Genomic DNA, 23,848 nt, shown 5'->3' on the forward strand with positions numbered 1-23,848 from the left:
CGTGGTCCGCCTGATTCTCGCTTCCCAGTCCCCCGCCCGCACCAAGCTCCTGGCCGAGGCCGGCATCCGGCACACCGTGCTGGTTTCCGACGTCGACGAGGCCGCCGTCCAGGAACGGTACGGCGTCACCGACCCGCACGACACGGCGCTGCTGCTGGCCCGGGCCAAGGCCGAAGCCGTGGCGTCGCTGCCGGAAGCCGAAGGCGCCCTGGTGCTGGGCTGCGACTCCGTCTTCGAGTTCGACGGCGAGGCGCACGGCAAGCCCTACACGCCGGACGTCGCGCGGGAACGGATGCTGCGGATGAGCGGCAGCACGGGGGTGCTGCACACGGGGCACTGGCTGGTGGACTGCCGGGACACGGAGGCCGACGCCGGCGGGGATGCCGAGGGATCGGGCGCGACTTTGGGGGCGGTCGCCTCCGCCGAGGTCTTCTTCCAGGAGATGGACGCCACCGAGATCGATGCCTACATCGCCACGGGCGAGCCGCTGCATTGCGCCGGCTCCTTCACCATCGACGGCCTGGGCGGGGCCTTCATCCGGAAGGTGGACGGCGACCCGCACGCCGTCGTCGGCCTTTCCGTCTCGACGCTCCGGGGCCTGCTGGCAGCCGCCAACGTGCGCATCACGGACCTGTGGCCCCCGCGGTAAAGGCACCCTTTTTCGGAACCGCTTGTAGCATCCCTACAAAGCAGGGCTGGTTTACACGCGGATTCCGCAAGTAATATCGGCGGAACCTCCAAAACCGCGCTAGGCTCCCTGAAGGAAAGAAGGAGACGCCTTGTCAGCAAATTTGGAGCAGTCCGCAGGAACCACGCAGCCGAGCCTCACAAAGGTGCTGATCGCGAACCGCGGCGAAATCGCCGTACGGATCATTCGGGCGGCCCGGGATGAAGGTATCGCCTCCGTGGCGGTCTACGCCGACCCGGACCGCGACGCACTGCACGTCCGCCTGGCTGACGAGGCCTACGCCCTCGGCGGCAGCACCGCCGCCGAGTCCTACCTGGTGATGGATAAGATCATCGACGCCGCCCGCCAGTCCGGCGCGGATGCCATCCACCCCGGGTACGGGTTCCTGGCCGAAAACGCCCAGTTCGCCGCCCGCGTGATCGAGGCCGGCATCACCTGGATCGGCCCCTCCCCCGAGGCCATCTCCGCGCTGGGCGACAAGGTCCAGGCCCGGCACATCGCCGAAAAGGTTGGCGCTCCCCTGGTGCCCGGCACAGCCGACCCCGTGGAGTCCGCGGACGAGGTCCTGGACTTCGTGGACCGGCACGGCCTGCCCGTCGCCATCAAGGCGGCGTTCGGTGGCGGCGGCCGCGGCATCAAGGTGGCCCGCACCCGCGAGGAAATCCCCGAACTCTACGAATCCGCCGTGCGCGAAGCCACGGCAGCCTTCGGCCGCGGGGAATGCTTCATCGAGCGCTTCCTGGATGCTCCGCGCCACGTCGAAACCCAGTGCCTGGCCGACGCCTACGGCAACGTGGTGGTCGTGTCCACCCGCGACTGCTCGCTCCAGCGCCGCAACCAGAAACTGGTCGAGGAAGCTCCGGCACCATTCCTGACCGAGGACCAGAACCGCCGCCTCTACGAATCCTCCAAGGCGATCCTGAAGGAGGCCGGCTACCTTGGCGCCGGCACCTGTGAATTCCTGGTGGGCCAGGACGGCACCATCTCGTTCCTCGAAGTGAACACCCGCCTCCAGGTGGAGCACTGTGTCTCCGAGGAAGTCACCGGCATCGATCTGGTCCGCGAGCAGTTCCGACTGGCCCGCGGCGAGGAGCTTGGCTACGGCGATCCCGAGGTTCGCGGCCACTCCATCGAGTTCCGCATCACCGGCGAGGACCCGGGCCGGAACTTCCTGCCGGCCCCCGGCACCCTCCGCGTCCTGAAGAACCCGACGGGTCCCGGCGTCCGGGTGGACTCCGGCGTGGAGCAGGGCGACGTCATCAGCGGGAACTTCGACTCCATGCTGTCCAAGCTCATCGTCACCGGCGCCAGCCGTCCGCAGGCCCTGCAGCGCGCCCGCCGCGCCCTCGAAGAGATGGTGGTGGAGGGCATCCCCACCGTGATCCCGTTCGACCTCGCAGTGGTGACCGATCCCGCCTTTGCACCCGCCCAAGGGCCGTTCAAGGTCCACACCCGCTGGATTGAAACAGAGTTCAGCAACAACCTGCCGGCCTGGACGCCGGACAGCACCGCCGAGGGCGAGTCGGCTGAGGAGCGCCAGCGCGTGGTGGTCGAAGTCGGCGGCAAGCGCCTCGAGGTGGTCCTGCCCGCGTCCCTCGGCACACCCGGCACTGGGGTCGCCGCTGCCGGCAAGCCCGGCAAGTCCAAGAAGCGCTCGCGCTCCGCAGGCCCTGCCGCTGCCACCGGCAACGCGCTGACCTCGCCGATGCAGGGAACCATCGTCAAGGTGGCAGTGTCCCACGGCGACGTGGTGTCCGAGGGCGACCTGGTGGTGGTCCTCGAGGCAATGAAGATGGAGCAGCCGCTGACCGCGCACCGCTCGGGAACCATCACGGGCTTGGCGGCAGCTGCCGGCGAGACCGTCTCCGCCGGCGCCATCATCGCCACGATCGAAGACTAGGAAGCGCCACAGGCATGCTCGCACCAAGTTTCCAGGAAGAAGTGGACCGCTACCACCTGGCGGTTCCCGAGATCACCCGGGGCAACCCTGGCCCCGTCAAGGACCTGTACTCCAGGGCGGACGACGTCACCCTGGCCAACCCTTTCGGCGGCATCGCCCGCGGCTGGGCGCAGGTGGAGGCCCGGCTGGACCAGGCCGCACGCCAGTTCCAGGACGGCGAGATGCTCGGCTTCGACACCGTCACCTCCTACACTGCCCGCGACACTGCCTACCTGCTGGAAACCGAGCACTTCCGGGCACGTCTGGACGGAGCGGCCGCCACCGAGGAATTCGCGCTCCGGGTCACCAGCATCTTCCGGCGCGAGGAAGGCTACTGGAAGCTGGTTCACCGCCACGCGGACCCGGCGGCGCGGCCCCAGTCGCGCCGTTCCCTGACGCAGCCCGCCGCCTGATCCGCTGCCGCGCTGGCAGGAGGTGCCGCCAGCATGCAGACTTAGGACATGCTGCCGTTCCTGCTCCTCGCCTCCCGTGCGGAAGATGCTGCCGCAGAGGACGAGTACGCCGCGTACCTGCGCTACGGCGGGCTTGAGGAGCGGGAACTGCACCGGGTCCGGCTGGAAGCCGCTCCCCTGCCCCCGCTGGACCTTTCGAAGTACTCCGGGGTGATCGTGGGCGGCAGCCCCTTCACCTCCAGCGACCCGCCGGACAGCAAGAGCCCCGTCCAGCACCGGGTGGAGCAGGAATTGTCAGGCCTGCTGGACGGGCTGGTGGCCCGCGACTTCCCGTTCCTGGGCGCCTGCTACGGAGTGGGAACGCTCGGCACGCACCAGGGCGCCGTCATCGACCGGACCTTCGGTGAACCGCTGGGCGCAGTGGAGGTGGAACTGACCGCCGCCGGGCTGCAGGACCCCCTTCTGCAAGGGCTGCCCCGGACGTTCACGGCCTTCACCGGACACAAGGAAGCCGTCAGCTCACTGCCCCCGCACGCCGTGCTGCTGGCAAAGTCGGACTCCTGTCCGGTCCATATGTTCCGTATCCGGACCAACCTCTACGCCACCCAGTTCCACCCGGAACTGGATGCGGAAGGCCTCTGCACCCGCATCGATATCTACCGGCACGCCGGCTACTTCCCGCCCGAGTCCGCGGAGGACCTGATGGCCGCCGCGCGCCGGTTCACGGTCACGGAGCCGATGAACATCCTGAAGAACTTCGTGGCGCGCTACGCCCGCTGAGCACGTAAGAGGCCGCGTGCGCTCCCGCCCGCTTACCTCCGGCACTTAACGCACATGCCCGGCTCCACCCCCGTCTTTGCGGGGGCGGAGCCGGGCATGTCAGCCACCAACTGGGCTGGAATGCACGCGGGGCGTCAGGCCACGTTGTTCTCGTAATCCACGTCGCGGGTTTCGCGGGTCAGGAACAGCGCGATCAGGGTCAGCACCGCCATGGAGGTCAGGTAGATGCCCACCAGGACCGGACTCCCCTTGGCCGCTTCCCAGAGGGCAACGGCGATGAACGGGGCCACCGCGGCGCCCAGGATGCTGGAGAAGTTGTAGCTGATGGCCGAGCCGGTGTACCGCACGTTGGTGGGGAACAGTTCCGGCAGCAGTGCTCCCATAGGTCCGAACGTCAGGCCCATGAGGGAGAACCCGATGACCAGCAGGCCCATGGTGCCCACGAAGCCGCCGTTGAACAGCGGGACGAACAGCAGGCCGAAGACGAGGATGCCTGCCGTGACGGTGAGGAGCATTTTGCGCCGGCCGTACTTTTCAGCGAGGGGTCCGGAGACCAGGGTGAAGATGCCAAAGAAGACGACGCCGGCAATCAGCATCCAGAGGAAGTCGTTGCGGCTGTAGCCAAGGCCCGGAACGAACGCGGCGGCAGCTGCTTCGGACATGGGCTTGCCCGCCTTTTCGGCCGCGGCCCTGGCACCCTCCAGGGTGGGCTTCGTGCCGTACGTGAGCGTGAACGTGGTCATCAGGTAGAACAGCACATAGGTGGCCAGCATGATGAAGGTGCCCAGGATCAGCTGGCGCCAGCTGGTTTTGAAGACGCGGCCCAGGGGCAGCTTCGCCACCTCGTTGGATTCCACCACCTTGGTGAAGGCGGGGGTTTCGATCAGCTTGAGCCGGACGTAGAGGCCCAGGATCACCATGACGGCGCTGAGCAGGAACGGCACGCGCCAGCCCCAGGCCTGGAAGGCCTCCGGGGCCAGCGTGTAGCTCGCAACCAGGAAGATCACGTTGGCGATGATGAAGCCGATCGGGGCGCCCAGCTGCGGGAACGTCCCGTAGATGGCGCGCTTGTTGGCGGGGGCGTTCTCGGTGGCCAGCAGCGCGGCCCCGCTCCATTCGCCGCCGAGCGCCAGGCCCTGGGCGAAGCGCATGACCACCAGCAGGGCCGGAGCCCAGAACTCCCAGCCCGGAACCAGCGCAGTGGGGAGGCAGCCGATGAGGAAGGTGGCGATACCCATGGTCAACAGTGAAGCCACCAGTGTGCCCTTGCGGCCAAACTTGTCGCCGAAGTGCCCGAAGACGATCGAGCCGAGGGGGCGGGCAATGAAGGCCACGCCGAAGACGGCGAAGGAGCTCAGCAGCTGGGTGGTTTCGTTCGCGCTGGGGAAGAAGAGCTTCGGGAAGACGAGCACGGCGGCCGTGGCGTAGACGTAGAAGTCGTAGAACTCCACGGTGGTGCCGATCAGGCTGGCCACGATGACGCGACCGCGGGAGTTCACCGGCTGCTGTGCACCTGGCAGCGCGGTGGTATCGGTGGAAGACATAGGTAAACGCTTTCGTGAGACCGGCCGGGGCCCAGGCAGGATTGCCTCCCGGCGTAAGTAGTTAGAGTCCAATCTTACTTGCCTACGTCCAGTCAATGGACGAAAGGTCCAGCATGCGGACTTGTGTTGTGCGTCTCACCCAGTGGCCCATCACACGGCCTCACGTGGGTCCGGAACACCGGATAGGCAAAAGTCACAGCATGGAAACAAACATCGACCGTCCGTGAAACGCGCCGTACCTACCGTGGAGGAACAACATCCCCCGAAGGAGGTAACCCGTGACTGTCGACCGCACCGTTGATGCCGCCCCCGGCAATTCCCTTGACCTGGATGACGCCGCAGGGCCCGCAGCCGTTGCCACATCAGCCAGCGCACAGCCCGGCTCTACCCGCACCACAGACACCCCCGTCCTTGAATTCCGCCCCGGCCGCTGGATCGCCAACTGGGATGCCGAGAACAAGGAACAATGGGAAACCGCCGGCCGGTCCATCGCCCGCCGCAACCTGAACTGGTCCATCTTCGCCGAATTCCTCGGCTTCGTCGTCTGGCAGCTCTGGTCCATCGTGGTGGTCCAGCTTCCCGCTGCAGGCTTCACCTTCTCCACCTCGGAAATCTTCTGGCTCATCTCGATGCCCAGCCTGGTGGGTGCCACCCTGCGCATCCCCTACACCTTCATGGTCCCCCGCTTCGGCGGGCGGAACTGGACCATCGTGTCCGCCCTGCTGCTCCTGATCCCCTCCATTGGGCTGGCCCTGTGCGTCTCCAACCCGGAAACCCCGTTCGGCGTGATGCTCCTCGTGGCAGCCCTGGCGGGCTTCGGCGGCGGTAACTTCGCCAGCTCCATGGCCAACATCACCTTCTTCTACCCGGCCCGGGAAAAGGGCTGGGCGCTGGGACTGAACGCCGCAGGCGGCAATCTCGGTGCCGCCGTCGCCCAGCTTGCCGTGCCCATCGTCATCACCCTGCTGGCCGCCGGCACCGTGAACCTCCCCATGGCCGGATGGATGTGGGTGCCCTTCATCCTGCTGGCCGCCTTCGGTGCCTCCAAGTACATGAACAACCTCACCAGCGCCAGGGGTGATGTGGCAGGTTCTGTTGCAGCCCTGAAGGAACCGCACCTGTGGGTCATGGCCCTGCTGTACATCGGCACCTTCGGTTCCTTCATCGGCTTCGCCGGGGTCTTCCCCAAGCTGATCAAGGACTACTTCCCGGCGTTCTCCTCCATCGGGGTCGGAACCGTGGCACTGTCCCTGGCGTTCCTCGGCCCGCTGGTCGGCTCGCTGGCCCGCCCCTACGGCGGACGCATGGCGGACCGGATGGGGGGCGCCCGGATGACCGTGGCGGCATTCGCCTCCATGGCCGTCATCACGCTGACCATGATCTGGACCCTGCCGCTGAAGAACTTCTGGCTCTTCCTGGTGCTCTTCCTGATGCTGTTCACCGCCAGCGGCTTCGGCAACGGGGCCACCTACCGGATGATCCCGGTCATCTTCGCCACGTCCAGCCGCGCCGCCCGCTCCGGCGCCAGCTCACAGGCCACCCAGCGGCTGGCGTCCTCGGCCCTCGGACTGATCTCCGCCATCGGCGCCTACGGGGGCTTCGTCATCCCCCAGGTGCTCAACGCCTCCAACACCGCCAGCGGCTCCTACACCCCGGCGTTCTACGGCTTCGTCGGCGCCTACGCCGTGATGCTCGTAGTCTGCTGGGCCTGCTACCTCCGCAAGGCCAACCGAAACGCGATGGGACACGTCTAACATGACCACAAGCGCCGACACGCACTGCCCTTACTGCGCCCTGCAGTGCGCCATGACGCTGACGTCCCCAGCGGACCCGGCCCCGGCTTCCCAGCCGGGGCCGGGCCCCGCGCCCGTTCTGCCGGCACCCCTCCGGGCACCGCTCGAGGTCAGCCCGCGCGACTTCCCCACCAACCGCGGCGGGCTCTGCCGCAAAGGCTGGACCTCCGCCACCCTCCTGAACCATGCCGGCAGGATCACCGAGCCCCTGCTGAAGGGCCCGGACGGCGTACACCGCCCCATCAGCTGGGACACCGCCCTGGACCTTGCCGCCGCGGCGGTCCGCGACGCGCGCGCCCGGCACGGCGCAGACGCCGTTGGTGTTTTCGGCGGTGGCGGCCTGACCAACGAGAAGGCCTACCAGCTGGGCAAATTCGCCCGGCTGGCCCTGGGCACCTCACGCATCGACTACAACGGCCGGTTCTGCATGTCCTCCGCCGCCGCAGCCGGTATGCGCGCCTTCGGCGTGGACCGCGGCCTGCCGTTCCCCCTGGAAGCCCTGGACTCCGCCAGCACCATCCTGATGCTTGGCTCCAACGTGGCCGAAACCATGCCTCCCTTCGTGCAGCACCTGCAGGGTGCCCGCGACGCCGGCGGCCTCATCGTGGTGGATCCCCGCCGCTCCGCCACGGCTGCGTTCACGGCCGACGGCGGCGGGATCCACCTGCAGCCGCTCCCCGGCACCGACCTGACGCTGCTCCTGGGCCTCTCGCACGTGGTCATCCACGAACACCTGGCGGACACCGCCTTCATCACAGAACGCACCTCGGGCTACAGCGCCGTGGCCCGCAGCGTCAACGCGTTCTGGCCCGAACGGGTCCAGTCCCTCACCGGCGTCCCGGCGGACCTGATCCGGGAAACCGCACGCCGGCTCGCCACCGGCGCCCGGGAAGGCGGCAGCTACATCCTCACCGGCCGCGGGGTGGAGCAGCACGTGGACGGCACCGATACCGCCACTGCCGCCATCAACCTCAGCCTCCTGCTGGGCCTGCCCGGTTCCGCCCGCAGCGGGTACGGCACCCTCACCGGCCAGGGCAACGGCCAGGGCGGCCGGGAACACGGCCAGAAGGCGGACCAGCTGCCCGGCTACCGCAAGATCACCGATCCGGCCGCCCGTGCCCATGTGGCCGCAGTATGGGGCGTCGCCGAGGAACTGATCCCCGGCCCGGGACTGCCCGCCGTACAGCTGCTGCAGTCACTCGGAAAGCCCGACGGCGTCCGGTGCCTCTTCGTCCACGCCTCCAATATTGCGGTGGCCGCCCCCGACGCCAATGAGGTCATCAGGGGCCTGCGCAGCCTGGACTTCCTAGTGGTCTGCGACTTCTTCATGTCCGAGACGGCGGCCGAGGCGGACCTCATCCTGCCGGTACTGCAATGGGCCGAGGAGGAAGGCACGCTGACCAACCTGGAGGGACGGGTGCTGCGGCGCAGGCGCGCCATTACCCCGCCGGCCGGTGCCCGCAGCGAACTGTGGATCATGGCCCGGCTGGCGGAGCGGCTGGACGCCCCCTCCACCTACAGCGAAGACCCGGAAACAGTCTTCGAAGAACTCCGGCTCGCCTCCGCCGGGGGCCTGGCCGACTACTCCGGCATCGACTACGCCATGCTGGACCGCGGCGACGCCGCCTACTGGCCTTTCCCTGCCGGCAGCACCGGAACTCCGCGGCTGTTCCGGGACGGCTTCGCGCACCCCGACGGCAAGGCGGTCCTGGTCCCGGTGGCGCCGCGCCGCCGTCGTACTCCTGCCGCGCCCACCGCAGTGGACGGCACAGCCACCGCCGCCCAGGCCATGACCCTCATCACCGGCCGGCTCCTGGAGCATTACCAGTCCGGGGCCCAGACCCGGCGCGTCGCCGAACTCCTGGCCACCCGGCCCGAGGCGACGGTCCAGATCCACCCCTCGGCTGCGGAGGCGATGGGCATCACCGCCGGGGCGCTGGTCTCCGTGTCCAACGCCCGCGGCGAGGTGGCGTGCCGGGCGGAACTGAGCAGTGCCATCCGCCCCGAAACGGTGTTCCTGCCCTTCCATTTCCCGGAACTTGAAAGCGCCAACCGCCTCACGGAAGCCGCCACGGACCCGGTCTCCGGGATGCCCGAGTTCAAGTTCAACACCGTGTGGGTCCGGCCCGTGGCCCCACCCGTTTCCGCCCGCATGCTTCAAACGACGGAGGCCTCATGACCGAGCAGATTGTCATCGTGGGATTCGGCCCGGTGGCCGCCAGGCTGGTGGACGAGCTCCTGCCCGCAGTACGCGGCGGGACCGTCCGGCTCACCGTGCTGGGCGAAGAGCCGGAGGCGGCGTACAACAGGGTCCTCGTCGCCGACCTCGGCGTGGGCCGCACCACGGCGGACGCACTGGCACTCGCCGATGCCACGGCACTGGCTGCCGACGGCGTGGATGTCCGGCTCGGCGTCCGCGTGCGGCGCGTGGACCGGGCCCGTCAGCAGGTCCTGCTCAGTGAGGGCGGGCCCGTGCACTACGACCGGCTGGTCTTCGCCACGGGGTCGCGCCCGGTCATCCCCAACCTCACCGGCATCAACCCCGACCCCTCCTCCCCCGTGCTGCCCGCCGGCGTCACGGCTCTTCGCGACCTCCGCGACGCCGACGTCCTCCACCGCGCCGTGGCCGGCGGCAAGCGCGTGGTGGTGCTCGGCGGCGGTGTCCTGGGCCTCGAAACCGCACTTGCGGCGGCCGAGGAAGGCGCCACGGTCACGGTGGTCCACAACGGGCCGCACCCGCTGGGCCGGAACATCGACCGCGGCGGCGGGGCCGTCCTTGCTGCGGGGCTGCGCCGCTGCGGCGTGCGGATGGCCGGCAACGCCCGCTCCACGGGGGTGGAGCACAACGCGCCCGACGGCGGTTTCTCGGCCTTGCTGCTCGACGACGGGTCCGCGATTGATGGCGACCTCCTGGTCATCTCGTGCGGCGTCCGTCCCCGGACCGAGCTGGCCGAGGGCTGCGGGCTGTCCACGAACGCGGGGATCCTGGTGGACCACCGCCTGCGTGCCCACCATGAGCCGCACATCTTCGCCATTGGCGACTGCGCCGAGGTGCGTTGCCCCGACCCCGGCTGCCCCACCTGCCGGAACGCGAAGGGTCCCTCGGGACTGGTGGGCCCCGGATGGCGGCAGGCCGAATGGCTTGCCGAATACCTCACGCTCCTGGCATCCGGCCTGGCCGATGAGGCCGAACTCCTGCCCGCCCTGCCGCCCGAGCAGGCAGCGGTGGTAGTGCTGAAGGCGCGCGGCATGAACATGGCCGTGGCCGGCGACAACTCCGCCGATCCCTGGGACGAGGAAGTGCTCACGGCCGGGGCCGCCAGCGGGCGCCCGCGCCTGCAGGTGGCCCAGTGGGCCGATCCGGAGCACGGCCGGTACGTCAAGATGACCACCCGCGGCGGCGTCCTGGAAGGCCTGGTGGCAGTGGGCATGCCACGCACGGCCGCCGAGCTGGTAGGGCTCTTCGAACGCGGCGCCGAACTGCCGGCGGACCGGTCGCTGCTGCTGCGCCTCGACGGACCGGACCAGCTGGCAGGCGCTGCTGCCCCCGATCCCGCGGGAACAGTGTGCCGGTGCGCCGGAGTCAGCGGGGCCACCATCCGGGGCGCGGTGGAGGAAGGCTGCTCCACCGTGGTGGAGGTGTCCAAGGCCACCCGGGCAGGAACAGGGTGCGGCGGTTGCCACGAGGACATCAAGGGCCTGATCGAACGGCACTTCCAGGCGGTAGCTGCGGCCTGACCGGGCCTGGCGGCATGCCGCCCGTGGCCTGGGCTGCCGGTCTTCCCGGACCGCGTGCAGGGAACCGCTACATGTGCACGTGCAGCCGGCGCGCAGCCTCGGAGATCGACCCGGTCAGCGACGGGTAGACGGTGAAGGTGCTGGCGACGTCGTCCACGTGCAGCTTCTGTTTCACCGCGATGGCGATCGGGAAGATCAGCTCGGAGGCGTTGGGGCCCACCACCACACCGCCGATCACCGTACCGGAGCCCTTCCGCGCAAAGATCTTCACGAACCCGTCCTTGGCATTGCGCATCTTGGCACGGGCGTTGCTGCGCAGCGACAGCTTGATGACGTCGCCCTGGTACTTGCCGGCATCGATCTCGGCTTCCGACACGCCCACGTTCGCGATCTCGGGCGAGGTGAAGATGTTCGATGCCACCTGGTGGAGCTTGAGCGGCGTCACGACGTCGCCCATGAAGTGCGCCACGGCGATGCGGCCCTGCATGGCGGCCACCGACGCCAGCGGCAGGACACCCGTGCAGTCGCCGGCGGCGTAGATGTTCGGCGCGGTGGTGCGGGAGACGCCGTCGACCTTGATATGGCCGCTTTCGCTGACCGCAACCCCGGCCTCTTCCAGGCCGATGCCAGCGGTGTTGGGGATGGAACCGAGGCAGAGCAGGCAGTGGCTGCCGGTCACCGTGGTGCCGTCGCCCAGGGTCACCAGCACGCCGTTGTCCGTGCGCTCCACTGTCTGGGCGCGGGAACGGGACAGGACACGGACGCCGCGGCGTTCGAAGACTTCCTCAAGGACGACGGCGGCATCCACGTCCGAACCCGGCAGGACCCGGTCGCGGCTGGAAATCAGGGTGACCTTGGAACCGAGGCCGTTGTAGGCGGAGGCGAATTCGGCGCCGGTCACGCCGGACCCCACCACGATGAGGTCCTCGGGGAGCTCGTCCAGGTTGTAGATCTGCGTCCAGTTCAGGATGCGTTCACCGTCCGGCCGGGCCGTTTCCAGCTCCCGGGGGTGCGCGCCAACGGCCAGCAGGATCGTGTCCGCTTCGACCGTCTCGGTGCCGTCCACGGTGATCACTTCGATGGTGTGGTTGTCCAGCAGCCGGCCGGATCCGGCGATGATCCGCACGCCCTGTTTGTCCAGGGCATCGCGGATGTCCTGGGACTGGCTGCGGGCCAGGTTGAGCAGGCGGTCGTTGATGTGTTTGAGGTCGGCGCGCATCACCGGCACAAAGTCGCCATCGTCGACGTCGAACTTCACTCCCAGTTCCCCGGCCTCGGCAACGCGGGTCATCAGGTCCGCCGTGGCAATGAGCGTCTTGGACGGCACAACGTCGGTCAGCACTGCGGATCCGCCCAGGCCGGCGCGTTCGATGATGGTGACCGTCGCCCCGAGCGAGGCGGCCACCATGGCGGCTTCGTATCCGCCCGGACCACCTCCAAGGATTGCGATCCGGGGTGAGCTGAAATCTGGATGCGTAGTCACAATCACCCATTCTGGTCCATCCGCGGCCGGACCACCAAGAAAACCGGGCGGCCCGGGAGCCCGCCGTGACGGGGGCAACACGGGCGGGCAGGATACCTTTTACTGGTGAGTACAACTGACTTCCTGAACACGGACCCGTTCGCGGCCGCCCGCGCCGCCGCCGACTACATCGCCGAGGAAACCGGGGTGGACCGCCACGATGTCGCACTGGTGCTCGGCTCCGGCTGGGGCGAGGCCGCCGACCTCATTGGCGATACCACCGCGACCTTGTCCGCCGAGGAAGTCCCCGGCTTCCACGCGCCCGCCGTGGAGGGCCACGTCGGCACCATCCGCTCCGTCCTGACCACCGCAGGAAAGCGGGCCCTGGTCCTGGGTGCCCGGACGCACTACTACGAGGGCAAGGGCGTTCGCGCAGTGGTCCACGGCATCCGTGCCGCGGCGGCCGCCGGGTGCGGCACGCTGGTCCTCACCAATGGCTGCGGCGGACTCAACGAGGCGTGGGCACCTGGCACCCCGGTGCTGATCCGGGACCACATCAACCTCACCGCGGCCTCTCCGCTGGAGGGTGCCACCTTCGTTGACCTGACAGACCTTTACTCCCCCAGGATCCGCGGCCTGGCCCGCGAAGTGGATCCCACGCTGGATGAAGGCGTGTACGCACAGTTCCCCGGCCCCCACTACGAAACCCCGGCGGAGGTGCAGTACGCCAAACGGATCGGTGCGGACCTGATCGGCATGTCCACTGCCCTTGAGGCCATCGCCGGGCGGCATGCGGGGATGGAAGTATTCGGAATGTCGTTGGTTACCAATCTCGCGGCCGGCATCAGCCCCCAGCCGCTCAGCCACCAGGAAGTCCTCGAGTCGGGCCAGGCCGCGGGCCCCCGGATTTCCCGGCTGCTCGCTGACATCATCGCCAAGCTCTAGGCCCCGGCCGGATCCGGGGTTGCGGGTGCGGGACGGGTAATGACGATAGCGTTATGCCCATGACGTCTTCCGAAGCCGATGTTCGCCTGCTCGATGAAGCCCGCGAATGGGCTGCCCAGGACCCGGATCCCGCAACGGCAGCTGCACTGCTGGAGCTCGTCCGGCTCGCCGGTGACGGTGACCTCGCTGCCCGGCAGGAACTGGAAGACAGCTTCCGCGGCACCTTGCAGTTCGGTACCGCCGGGCTCCGCGCAGCGCTGGGCCCCGGGCCGAACCGGATGAACCGGATGGTGGTGCGCCGCGCCGCGGCGGGCCTCGCCGCATTCCTGCTCGACGCCGTCGCCACTGCCGCTCCCGGCACCCGGCCGCGAGCCGTCGTCGGCTATGACGCCCGGCATAATTCGGACATCTTCGCCGCCGAGACCGCCGCCATCTTCACCGCGGCGGGGATCGAGGCGTTCCTGCTTCCGGAAGCACTCCCCACCCCCGTCCTGGCCTACGCCGTCCGCGCCCTGAAGTGCGACGGCGGCGTGATGGTCACCGCCAGCCACAACCCCCCGCAGGACAACGGATACAAGGTCTACCTGGGCCGGCACGCCGTGGGCTCCGATGGGGACGGGGCGCAGATCGTGGCGCCCTACGACGCGCAGATCGCCGCGCGGATCAGCGCGGTGGGTCCAGTGGAATCCATCCCGCTGGCAACGGAGGGATGGACGGTCCTGGACGGCTCGCTGGCAGCCGGCTACCGGCAGGCGACGGCGGCACTGGCCAGGGCGGACCTCTTCCCGGCACGCGACCTGCGCATTGTCCTCACCCCGCTCCACGGCGTGGGCGGCGGAACAGCGCTTGAGGTCTTGCAGGCGGCAGGTTTCGCGGATGTCACCGTCGTGGCCGACCAGGCCGAACCGGACCCCGACTTCCCCACCGTGAGCTTCCCGAACCCGGAGGAACCCGGCGCTCTGGACCTTGCCCTGGAGACTGCCGCGCGGCTGGACGCCGACATCGTTATCGCCAACGACCCCGACGCGGACAGGGCTGCCGTCGCCGCGAAGGACCCGGACACCGGTGCCTGGCGCATGCTCCGCGGCGATGAAGTGGGCTCACTGCTGGGCGCGCACATCGCCGCCAGGCTTGCCGCCGGCGGGGGCGCCGGGAGCGCTGACCCCGACGCGGACAGCAAGGGGGTGTTCGCCAATTCGATCGTGTCCTCCCGGCTGCTGGCGCGGATTGCCGCCGCTTCCGGCTTCGCGCACGCGGAGACGCTGACCGGTTTCAAGTGGATCTCCCGGGTGCCGGGACTGGTCTACGGCTACGAAGAAGCACTCGGGTACTGCGTCGCCCCGGACCTGGTAAAGGACAAGGACGGCATCTCGGCAGCCGTGCTGATCGCCGAACTCGCCGCTGCGGCGAAGGCGGAAGGCAGGACGGTCTTCGACACCCTGGATGAGCTGTACCTGCAGCACGGCGTGCACGCCAGCGACCAGCTGAGCATCAGGGTGGCGGACCTGGGGCTTCTGGACGCCATGATGAACCGCCTGCGGGTCTCCCCGCCGGAATCGTTCGGCTCCTCCGCAGTGGAGGTCTTCACCGACCTCGCCCAAGGCAGCGACCAGCTGCCGCCCACCGACGGGCTCCTCTACATCACCCGCAACCTGACTCGGGTCATCATCCGGCCCAGCGGCACGGAGCCCAAACTCAAGTGCTACCTGGAGGTCATTGAGCACGCCGCGTCAGCCGCGGAGCTGCCCGCCGCACGCCAAGCAGCACGTGCTGCGCTGGACCAGGTCCTGCGCGATGTCAGCGAAGCGCTGGGGCTCTGACCCGGCCTTAAGCCAGAAAACTCTGACCCGGCCTTAAACCAGAAAAAGGGGCGCCCCTGGCGCCCCTTTTTGATGTCCGGGAAAAGCTACAGCTCCACCTCGACGAAACCGTCGGCGATGCGGGTGCGGAATGCCTCAAGGCGAAGGCCGGGGGTGGTGAAGCATTCGCCGGTTTCAAGGTCGTAGACCTCTTTATGCAGGGGTGAGGCGATGGTGGGACGGGTACCCTTCGAACCCAGGATTCCGCGGGCCATCACGTGCGCTCCGGTGGCAGGGTCCCGGTGTGCGACGGCGAAAACCTCGCCCGGACCTGTACGGAAGAGGGCAACCTGGCGCCCGTCCACCAGGGCGGCCTCACCCCACGCGGGCTCGAGGTCCTCCACGGCGCAAACACGGTGCCAGCCGGTTTCGAGTCCGGCGAGGTCTGATTCGGCGGCGAGCGCCCCAAGTTCCAGTGTTGCCGTCATATCCGGCTCCTTCCTGTGCCTGTTTTCCTGTGCTTGTTGCCGCTTGTTGTCCCGGCAGTGGCTGCCTTTGCGGCCGTGTCCCACGCTAGGCCCCGGGTGTTTCAACCGGGTGCGGTGAATGTGTCCGGCGGGTAAAAGAGACCTAACCCGGCCGGAAATGCGTTCGTGATGCAGAAGTTAAGTTGGCGAAACAATTGGGAAACTGAGGCGAAACTGCCCCTCCCTAGGCTGGATGCACAAGCTGCAGAGCACCGTCTGCGGCCCTGCGAAAGGCCCACAGTGACCGAACAGACTTCAAGCACAGAGACTCCGCGCCGCATCGTCGTCGCCGGCGGCGGCCCAGCGGCCCACCGTTTTGCGGACGCCATGCATGCCCGCGGCCTCGAGGGCTGGCATGTCACGGTCCTCACCGAGGAAGCCCACCTCCCCTATGACCGCGTGGCGCTCTCCAAAGCCCTGACCGACACCGGCGTGGACCTCACCCTGGGAACGGCCTCCATGTGGGAGCACGGCTCACTTGCACTGAAGACCGGTGAACGCGTGGTCAAGATCAACGCAGAGGCAAAGACGGTGGAAACCGCGGCCGGGAACGCCTATGAGTATGACGAACTGGTGGTCGCCACCGGCTCGGACGCCATGCGCCTGCCGCTCCCCGGCGCTGAGCACGCCCACGTGTACCGGACCCTTGAGGACGTCTGGGCCATCAACAAGGCCATTGCCGGGCTCACCGAAAAGCTTGGCCGCAAGATCAACGCCGTCACCATCGGCGGCGGCCTCCTGGGCCTGGAGTCGGCGGCGGGCACCGAGCAGCTCGGTGCCACCCCCGTGGTCATCAACGGCGCGCCCTGGCTCATGAACACCCAGCTGGATGAGGGTGCCGGCCAGGCGCTGGGCCGCCTGATCGAAGCGAAGGGCTTCGAGGTGCACGGCGGTGTCTTCCCGTCGGAGATTCTGACGGACGACGACGGCCAGGTCACCGGCGTGCTGATGGCCGACGAACGCATCATCCCCGCCGACATCGTGATCGTGGCCATCGGCGTCAAGCCCCGCGACGAACTCTTCCGCGCCGCCGAGGGCGAAGAACAGGTTTTCAGCCTGGGCCCCCGCGGCGGCGTGGTCATCAACGACTACTGCGCCACCGAGGTGCCGGGCATCTGGGCCATCGGCGAGGTGGCCAACTTCGGCGGCATGTGCCTGGGCCTGGTCGCCCCCGCCAACACCATGGCGGAAATTGTTGCCGACCGCCTGCACGGCGGCGACGCCACGTTCCCCGGCTTTGACACCGCCACGAAGCTGAAGCTCTCCGGCGTGGACGTGGCCAGCTTCGGTGACGCGTTCGCCAGGACCGAGCACGCCCTGGAGATCGTCTACGCCGACCCCGCCAGGGGCGTCTACCAGAAGATCGTCACCACCGACGACGCCAAGACCCTCCTGGGCGGCATCTTCGTAGGCGACGCTTCCCCGTACATGAGCCTGCGTCCGCTCCTGGGCCGCGAACTTCCCGCCGAGCCCGGCGCGTTCCTCAGCGCGGCAGGCGGCGGCGAAGCGCCCGAAACCGAGCTCCCTGACGATGCCACCCTGTGCTCCTGCAACAACGTCACCGCCGGCAGCATCCGTGACGCCATCAACGGCTGCGGCGCCTGCGAGGGCAACGCCCCCGTCCAGGAACTCGGTGAACTGAAGGGCTGCACCCGCGCCGGCACCCAGTGCGGCTCCTGCGTGCCCATGCTGAAGAAGCTGCTGGAAACCGAGCTGACCAAGTCCGGCGTCGAGGTTTCCAAGGCCCTGTGCGAGCACATCGAGCTGTCCCGCCAGGAGCTGTTCGACGCCATCCGTGTCCTGGAGCTGACCTCCTTCGAGGAGATCATGGCCAAGTACGGCACCGGCGCAGGCTGCGACATCTGCAAACCCACCATTGCCAACATCCTGGCCAGCCAGAACAGCGCCTACGTCCTGGACGCCGGCCGCGGCACCCTGCAGGACACCAACGACCGCGCCCTGGCCAACATGCAGAAGGACGGCACCTACTCGGTGGTCCCCCGCATCGCCGGTGGTGAGATCACGCCGAAGAAGCTCGGCGTCATCGCCGCCGTCGCCGAAAAGTACGGCCTGTACACCAAGATCACCGGCGGCCAGCGGATCGACATGTTCGGCGCCCGGCTGGAGCAGCTGCCCGAGATCTGGAAGGAGCTGGTGGACGCCGGCTTCGAGTCCGGCCAGGCCTACGGCAAGAGCCTGCGCACCGTGAAGTCCTGCGTCGGGTCCACCTGGTGCCGCTTCGGTGTCCAGGACTCGGTGGCCATGGCCATCCAGCTGGAGCTGCGCTACCGCGGCCTGCGAAGCCCGCACAAGCTCAAGATGGGCGTCTCCGGCTGCGCCCGCGAATGCGCCGAGGCCCGCGGCAAGGATGTCGGCGTCATCGCCACCGCTGACGGCTGGAACCTGTACGTCGGCGGAAACGGCGGTGCCACCCCGGCGCACGCCCAGCTTCTGGCCAAGGACCTCGACGACGAAACCCTGATCAAGTACATCGACCGCTACTTCATGTACTACATCCGCACCGCTGACCGGCTGCAGCGCACGGCACGGTGGCAGGAAGAGCTCGACGGCGGCATCAAGCACGTCGAGGACGTGGTGGTCAAGGACACCCTGGGTATCGCCGCGGACCTTGAGGCCGCCATGGCCAAGCACGTGGACACCTACGTGGATGAATGGGCCGACACCCTGAAGGACCCCGAGCGCCTCCGCCGGTTCCGTTCCTTCGTCAACGCACCCGACCAGAAGGACGATTCCATCACCTTCGTCCCCGACGAGCGCGGCCAGATGCGGCCCGCCACCGCGGAGGAAAAGGGCAAAGTGCTGATCGGTGCCTCCATCCCGGTCCGCTCCGGCTCGCAGGAACCCAACGGGAACGAGGCATAGCCATGCAGCTCAGTATCGATCTCACCGGCCGGGACGTCCTGGTCACCGGCACGGACTTCGCCGCGCGGCAGGCCGTGCGCCGCTACGAAGCCGCGGGCGCCGTCGTCTACCGCCTTAGCACCCCCCAGGGCGCGGGCCACGACGGTCCCCTGCCCGAGAAGCCCTTCCTGGTGGCAGCGGTCGACGACGGCCAGCCGGGGTGGGAGCCCCTGCTGGACAGGTGCCGCGCAGCGGGCATCCCCGTGGCGGCCGAACCGGCAGCCGGACCCGCAGGCCACGTCACCCTGGTAGGCGGGGGCCCCGGCACCACCGAGCTGCTCACCGTCGGTGCAGTCAAGGCGCTGCGCGACGCCGACGTCGTCTTCTATGACCGGCTGGCACCGTGCCAGGACCTGCCGTCCCTGACGTCCGCCGAACTGGTGGACGTGGGCAAGAAGCCGGGGCACCACAAGGTCAGCCAGGGCGACATCGAAAAGCTGATGGTGGAAAGTGCCCTCGCCGGCAACAACGTGGTCAGGCTCAAAGGGGGCGATCCGTACGTCTTTGGCCGCGGCGGCGAGGAAGTTGCCTCCTGCGTCGCTGCCGGTGTTCCGGTCCGCGTGATCTCCGGCGTCACCAGCGCCATTTCCGTCCCCGCAGCTGCCGGAATCCCGGTCACGCACCGTGAAGTCAGCCATATGTTCACCGTGGTCTCGGGGCACGCACCGCTGACCGAGAAGGAGCACCAGCACCTGGCAGGCCTGGGCGGAACCATTGTGGTGCTGATGGGCATCGGCACCCTGCACCAGCTGGCTGCGGGCCTGCGCCGCGCTGGAATGCGTGCGGACATGCCCATGGCCGTCGTGGAACGCGGCTACCGGCCCGGGCAGCGCACCACCGTCGCCGACCTTGGCACCATCACCTCCGCGGCCGCCGGCTGCAGCAACCCGGCCGTGCTGGTCATCGGTGAGGTGGTTCGCGTGGCTGAAGCCAACCGCGGGCATGCTGAGGCGGCCGCCGACCTGGACAGGCTGGCGGCCTCGCTGCTGGGCTCGTGAAAGGATTGACCTCCATGAATGCACTCGCACCGGCCGAATCCGCCCAGGTCGAAGAATCGCCAGACGCAGCGGATGCGCCTTTGGAGGGATTCCGCATCGGCGTCACTTCGGACCGGCGGTCCCAGGACCTCATTGATGCGCTTGAACGCCGAGGCGCGGAGGTGCTGCACGCCCCTGCCCTGAAGATCGCCCCCGTCCAGGAAGACATGCGCCTCATCGAGGACACCCGGGCCATCATCGCTGCCAGGCCGGACCTCTGCATCGCCACCACCGCCTACGGCATGCGCCGCTGGTGCGAGGCCGCAGACTCCTTCGGCATCGGCGATGAACTCCTCGAAACGCTGGGTGCCTGCCGGATGTTTGTCCGCGGCCCCAAGGCCCGGGGCGCCGTGCGCGCGGCGGGCCTGGCCGACGTCGGAATCAGCAGTGACGAGACCACGGCAACGCTGGTGGACATGCTGCTCGCCGAGGGTGTGCGGGGCAAGACAGTGGCCGTGCAGCTGCACGGCTATACGGATGTCCGGCAGCTGGAGCGCCTGCGCATGTCCGGCGCCACCGTCCTGACCGTCACGCCCTACCGCTGGGTGAAGCCCGACGGCGAGGATAAGCTCCCCCGCCTCATCGAGGCAGTGTGCAGCGGAAACCTGGACGTCCTCACCTTTACCAGCGCGCCCGCCGTCGATGCCCTGTGGAGCACCGCGCACGAGATGGGCCTGTACAAGCAGCTGATCGACAGCCTGAAGACCAATGTCACCACCGCCGTGGTGGGACCGGTGACCGCGCAGCCCCTGCTCGATGCCGGTGTCACGCCCCTGATTCCGGAACGGTTCCGGATGGGCGCACTGATCAGGCTGGTCTGCGAGCACCTGGCCCTGAACCATGTCCGGCGGCTGGACACCAGGTCCGGCAACATCGAACTGCGCGGCCGCAGCCTCCGCATCGACGGCCAGCCCGTGGAACTGGCGCCCGCTCCCCTGCTGCTCCTGCGTGCCCTGCTCGGCGCCGGCGGGGCGGTCCTGTCCCGCGAATCCCTGTCCGACCTGCTGGAACTGCGCGGTTCCGTCCACGCCCTGGACATGACGGTGAGCCGGCTCCGGTCCTCGCTGCCGGACGGGCGGCTGGTGGAGACCGTGGTCAAGCGCGGTTACCGGATCCGCGTCTAGCTGTACCGCGTCCGGCGGTCTGAATGTGTCGGCCGCCGGCCGGATGAGAGGTGGATCACGGGTTCTGTTACCGGCCGGTAAATAGTGGCGAACACGGCCGTGCTAAACGGCAATGGAGGGGTAACACAACTGAAAAAGCAGGCACCTACGCTGGGTTCCATCACGAAGTTCCGGCCGGTCCTCCGGCCGCCAGCGAAAGGGCCAGCACATGTCCGCTCCGGCACCCTCCTCCACCTCCGCCGCCACCCGCATCGTTATCGCCGGGGCCGGCCCCGCCGCGCAGGCGCTGGTGGCGCAACTGTCCCGGGCACGGTTTGCCGGGACCATCACGGTCCTGAGCAACCGCGACGACGCGCCGGAGGAGCTGCTGGAGCTTGCCATGCTGCCCCGGGTGTCCGTTCGCTTCGGCCAGCCTGCCAGCCACATCGACTCCGTGGGGCGTACCGTAGCCACCGCGGACGGCATGGAGTTCGCCTATGACCAGCTGGTCATCGCTACCGGATCCGTCCCGGTAGCCAGCCCCGTCGAGGGCGCCTCGCAGTGCCTGAACTACTCCACGATCGACGACGCACCCCGCATCGCGGAGGCCGTCCAGGAAGTCGCAAGGGAACTGGGCCGCCGCCCGCTGGGCATCCTGGTGGGCAACGGGGCAGCAGCCGGGCAGGCCGAAGCGGTGCTCCGCGCCAAGGGCGTCCGGCCCATCCGCACCACCGCCCGGCCCGCCGCCGTCGTGCCCGGAAAATCGGTCCCGGGGCTGGCGGCGTCCGCGGTGGTCTTCGAGGACGGAAGCAGCATGAGCGGGGACCTGGTGGTCCTGGCCGAGGAACGGGTGGCCCTGGACAGCCTGGCGGCCACAGCCGGCCTCGCGACTGCCGGCAGCGGCGGCATCGTCATCAGCAAGGACTTCCGCACGTCCGTGGCCGGCAACTGGGCGATAGGGGACGCCGCAGCGTTCGACGGCGTCCGCCTGGGCCTGCTCGTGGCGGCAGCGTCCGCGGCGGGAGCCTGCGCAACGGAGTTGTTGACCGCTGCTTCGGCGTCGCCCGCCGCTGCGCCCTCCGGCGCACGGCCCCTGCAGGCGGCCGCCTGACCCGTAGGAAGCCTGAGCCGTGCACCGCTGGGGGGCGGGCCTGCTGTGACAAGATGGTTCCCGAAACGAGTCAAGGACACCCGCCGGGCCCACGAGGCCCTTCGAGAGGACCATCATGAGCAACGAAGCCACCCCTTCCGCCACTGCGGGGACCGGCGCCGCCGGCCCGGGAAACATCGCCGGTTACATCGACCACACCCTGCTCAAGCCGGAGGCATCCGAAGCCGATGTGCTGAAGGTCTGCGCCGAGGCGGCGGAGTACGGTTTCAAATCCGTCTGCGTCAATCCCATCTGGGTTAAGACCGTCACCACCGCGCTCAAGGGCTCGGGGGTCCTCACGTGCTCAGTGGTGGGCTTCCCGCTGGGCGCCACCCCCACCGACGTCAAGGCCTTCGAGGCCCGCGGTGCCGTGCTGGACGGCGCCGAGGAAGTGGACATGGTCATCAATATCGCCGCGGCCAGGGCCGATGACAAGGGCGCCCTGGTGGAGGACATCGCCGCCGTCGCTGAGGCCGTCCATGGCGGCGGCGCGATCCTGAAGGTGATTATCGAAACAGCACTGCTGACGGACGCACAAAAGGTGCTGGCCTGCGAGGCTGCCGTGGAGGCGGGCGCTGACTTCGTGAAGACGTCCACCGGGTTCAACGGCGGCGGCGCCACCGTGGAGGATGTGGCCCTGATGCGCAGGACGGTCGGCCCGGAGGTGGGCGTCAAGGCGTCCGGCGGGGTGCGTTCCCTGGCTGACGCTCAGGCTATGATTGCTGCAGGTGCAACACGAATTGGCGCGAGTTCCGGAATTGCCATCGTCAAGGGTGAACAGGGTTCAGCCGCGTACTGACCGGAACGGGAAGCCGCCACAGATTGAGCCCCGCGGGGCCGAGGAGGAACACATGTCCAGCCAGGTTAATGCGTCCAGCCAGGACACTACGTCGAACCAGGGCTACGTCCGGACCCCGCAGAACGAGAACAAGCTCTCCGGCAGCATTGTCCTCTTCGTCATCCACATGGCCATCTTCCTGGGTTCCATCTACTCGCTGTCCTTCCTCTCTTTGGGCAACCCCTGGCCGATGGCTGTGTGCCTCGGACTGTTTGCCCTGGCTTTCTGGATCCCTCAGACCCTCCTGGGCCGCTCGGACTCCGCAGGCGAGCACTAAGCCCGCAGCAACAGACTGAAAGACCCGGACACTTTGCAGTGTCCGGGTCTTTTGCTGTCCGCCATGAATGCCTGCCGCTAGAACCACAGCCGCAGCCAGGCGCCGGCGGCCGCCGCCAGCCGCGGCCAGTGGTTCTGCGCCATGGACCACCCGGCCATGCACAGGCCCACCATTGCGTACGCGCTGACCGGAATCAGCACCAGCCACTCCCGCTTGGACCCGGCCCGGCCCAGGAGGGGAACGGACAGCGCACCGTTGGCCCGCCACACGTTCCGCAGCAGCGGCAGCCGGCGCAGCAGCCTGGGCGGTTTGACCACCAGCGGCCAGAGCAGCGGCACTCCCCCGGTGGTGATGAGGTCCCCGACGATGTGTACCACCACGCCGATCAGCATCGACATGGGCAGCCATGTCCACTGCTCCGGCGCGTACACCGTCACCAGGCCGGCCATGACCAGGGCGAAGATCCAGTTCGAGATGAAGCCGCTCTTGGGGAAGAGCTTCAGCGCCTTGGCGGCAATGTTGATCAGGAACATGCACAACAGGCCGGCGCCGACGGAGAGCCGGCCCCAGCCGGTGTCCATGTGGACCTGGGATGCCAGGCCGGCCAGGAACACGAAGACTGCCGCACCCAGGATCGAGTGCGTGCCCTGCCGGTGGCCGCCGCTGGCGTTTTCAATGCCCCGCGCAATCGCATTGGACAGCGGCGGCAGTGCATGGGCCACCGTGCTGGAGCGGTGGTCCCAGTCGCAGACCAGGGCGGTGCCGGCGGTGGCCATGCCGCCGATCAGGATCCCGGTGGGATCAAGCGGGTACCAGCCCAGGGTGTAGGGGCCAGTGGACGCAACAGCTACCCACGCCGCGGCTCCCGACGCGGCGTGGTGTCCTCCCATCAA

19 protein-coding genes are annotated in these 23,848 nt (G+C 68.6%); 15 read left to right on the top strand and 4 right to left on the bottom strand.

All coding sequences use genetic code 11. The annotated features are described in order from the left end of the window. The first annotated feature begins 1 nt into the window (after window position 1). The 4 genes from AC2JAJ_RS01065 to AC2JAJ_RS01080 all read left to right on the top strand — a co-directional run bounded on the left by AC2JAJ_RS01065 (window position 2) and on the right by AC2JAJ_RS01080 (window position 3,820). Window positions 2–649 (top strand): Maf family protein, encoded by a 648-nt coding sequence (locus tag AC2JAJ_RS01065; RefSeq protein WP_221383914.1) that lies wholly within the window; start codon window positions 2–4, stop codon window positions 647–649. 130 nt (window positions 650–779) lie between these two features. Then, on the top strand, window positions 780–2,588 hold the full coding sequence (locus AC2JAJ_RS01070; protein WP_374226135.1) for an acetyl/propionyl/methylcrotonyl-CoA carboxylase subunit alpha: 1,809 nt from the start codon (window positions 780–782) through the stop codon (window positions 2,586–2,588). Window positions 2,589–2,602: 14 nt separating this feature from the next. Further along, on the top strand, window positions 2,603–3,040 hold the full coding sequence (locus AC2JAJ_RS01075; protein ID WP_221383915.1) for a YybH family protein: 438 nt from the start codon (window positions 2,603–2,605) through the stop codon (window positions 3,038–3,040). A gap of 48 nt (window positions 3,041–3,088) precedes the next feature. Beyond that, entirely contained in the window at window positions 3,089–3,820 is a 732-nt protein-coding gene (locus AC2JAJ_RS01080; RefSeq protein ID WP_486414589.1) for a glutamine amidotransferase, read from the top strand. A gap of 134 nt (window positions 3,821–3,954) precedes the next feature. Here the strand turns inward: AC2JAJ_RS01080 and AC2JAJ_RS01085 are convergent, their stop codons facing one another. Beyond that, window positions 3,955–5,364, bottom strand: coding sequence for an MFS transporter (locus AC2JAJ_RS01085; protein WP_486414588.1), 1,410 nt, complete (start codon window positions 5,362–5,364; stop codon window positions 3,955–3,957). Window positions 5,365–5,642: 278 nt separating this feature from the next. Between AC2JAJ_RS01085 and AC2JAJ_RS01090 the strand changes: the two genes are divergently transcribed. The 3 genes from AC2JAJ_RS01090 to AC2JAJ_RS01100 are packed head-to-tail and all read left to right on the top strand — an operon-like array spanning window position 5,643 to window position 10,895. Next, a complete protein-coding gene (locus tag AC2JAJ_RS01090; protein WP_486414587.1) occupies window positions 5,643–7,118 on the top strand; it encodes an MFS transporter in 1,476 nt (491 codons plus the stop codon). A 1-nt stretch (window position 7,119) separates the two neighbouring features. Continuing rightward, window positions 7,120–9,336, top strand: coding sequence for a molybdopterin-dependent oxidoreductase (locus tag AC2JAJ_RS01095; RefSeq protein ID WP_501053302.1), 2,217 nt, complete (start codon window positions 7,120–7,122; stop codon window positions 9,334–9,336). Further along, window positions 9,333–10,895, top strand: a complete 1,563-nt coding sequence (locus AC2JAJ_RS01100) for an FAD-dependent oxidoreductase (RefSeq protein ID WP_486414586.1) — start codon at window positions 9,333–9,335, stop codon at window positions 10,893–10,895. Before AC2JAJ_RS01095 ends, AC2JAJ_RS01100 begins: the two co-directional genes overlap by 4 nt. A 67-nt stretch (window positions 10,896–10,962) precedes the next feature. Here the strand turns inward: AC2JAJ_RS01100 and AC2JAJ_RS01105 are convergent, their stop codons facing one another. Beyond that, window positions 10,963–12,378: an NAD(P)H-quinone dehydrogenase gene (locus AC2JAJ_RS01105; protein ID WP_221383926.1), complete on the bottom strand. Its 1,416-nt coding sequence runs from the start codon at window positions 12,376–12,378 to the stop codon at window positions 10,963–10,965. A gap of 105 nt (window positions 12,379–12,483) precedes the next feature. Here AC2JAJ_RS01105 and AC2JAJ_RS01110 point away from each other — a divergent pair, with 105 nt between their 5' ends. Next, window positions 12,484–13,302 carry a purine-nucleoside phosphorylase gene (locus tag AC2JAJ_RS01110; RefSeq protein WP_486414585.1) on the top strand — a complete coding sequence of 273 codons (819 nt, stop codon included), beginning with the start codon at window positions 12,484–12,486 and terminating at the stop codon, window positions 13,300–13,302. Window positions 13,303–13,361: 59 nt separating this feature from the next. Continuing rightward, window positions 13,362–15,122, top strand: a complete 1,761-nt coding sequence (locus AC2JAJ_RS01115; RefSeq protein ID WP_501053303.1) for a phospho-sugar mutase — start codon at window positions 13,362–13,364, stop codon at window positions 15,120–15,122. 86 nt (window positions 15,123–15,208) lie between these two features. Here AC2JAJ_RS01115 and nirD read toward each other — a convergent pair whose 3' ends face one another. Beyond that, window positions 15,209–15,589: a nitrite reductase small subunit NirD gene (nirD, locus tag AC2JAJ_RS01120; RefSeq protein ID WP_221383929.1), complete on the bottom strand. Its 381-nt coding sequence runs from the start codon at window positions 15,587–15,589 to the stop codon at window positions 15,209–15,211. Window positions 15,590–15,868: 279 nt separating this feature from the next. Between nirD and nirB the strand changes: the two genes are divergently transcribed. The 6 genes from nirB (at window position 15,869) to AC2JAJ_RS01150 (ending at window position 22,955) form a co-directional block, all read left to right on the top strand. Further along, window positions 15,869–18,511: a nitrite reductase large subunit NirB gene (gene nirB / locus AC2JAJ_RS01125; RefSeq protein ID WP_221383930.1), complete on the top strand. Its 2,643-nt coding sequence runs from the start codon at window positions 15,869–15,871 to the stop codon at window positions 18,509–18,511. Between the two features lie 2 nt (window positions 18,512–18,513). Beyond that, the gene (gene cobA, locus AC2JAJ_RS01130) at window positions 18,514–19,548 is read left to right on the top strand and encodes a uroporphyrinogen-III C-methyltransferase (protein WP_486414584.1); all 1,035 of its coding nucleotides are present in this window, start codon (window positions 18,514–18,516) and stop codon (window positions 19,546–19,548) included. A gap of 14 nt (window positions 19,549–19,562) precedes the next feature. Next, window positions 19,563–20,711: a uroporphyrinogen-III synthase gene (locus tag AC2JAJ_RS01135; protein WP_221383932.1), complete on the top strand. Its 1,149-nt coding sequence runs from the start codon at window positions 19,563–19,565 to the stop codon at window positions 20,709–20,711. A gap of 208 nt (window positions 20,712–20,919) precedes the next feature. Then, entirely contained in the window at window positions 20,920–21,801 is an 882-nt protein-coding gene (locus AC2JAJ_RS01140; RefSeq protein ID WP_486414583.1) for an FAD-dependent oxidoreductase, read from the top strand. Between the two features lie 115 nt (window positions 21,802–21,916). Then, window positions 21,917–22,639, top strand: a complete 723-nt coding sequence (gene deoC / locus AC2JAJ_RS01145; protein ID WP_486414582.1) for a deoxyribose-phosphate aldolase — start codon at window positions 21,917–21,919, stop codon at window positions 22,637–22,639. 52 nt (window positions 22,640–22,691) lie between these two features. Continuing rightward, a complete protein-coding gene (locus AC2JAJ_RS01150; protein WP_221383935.1) occupies window positions 22,692–22,955 on the top strand; it encodes a hypothetical protein in 264 nt (87 codons plus the stop codon). 77 nt (window positions 22,956–23,032) lie between these two features. On the opposite strand, the gene AC2JAJ_RS01155 is transcribed toward AC2JAJ_RS01150, so the two are convergent. Further along, window positions 23,033–23,845 carry a metal-dependent hydrolase gene (locus AC2JAJ_RS01155; RefSeq protein WP_501053304.1) on the bottom strand — a complete coding sequence of 271 codons (813 nt, stop codon included), beginning with the start codon at window positions 23,843–23,845 and terminating at the stop codon, window positions 23,033–23,035. Between the last annotated feature and the right edge of the window lie 3 nt (window positions 23,846–23,848).

The organism is Arthrobacter sp. MOO21 (assembly GCF_057369995.2).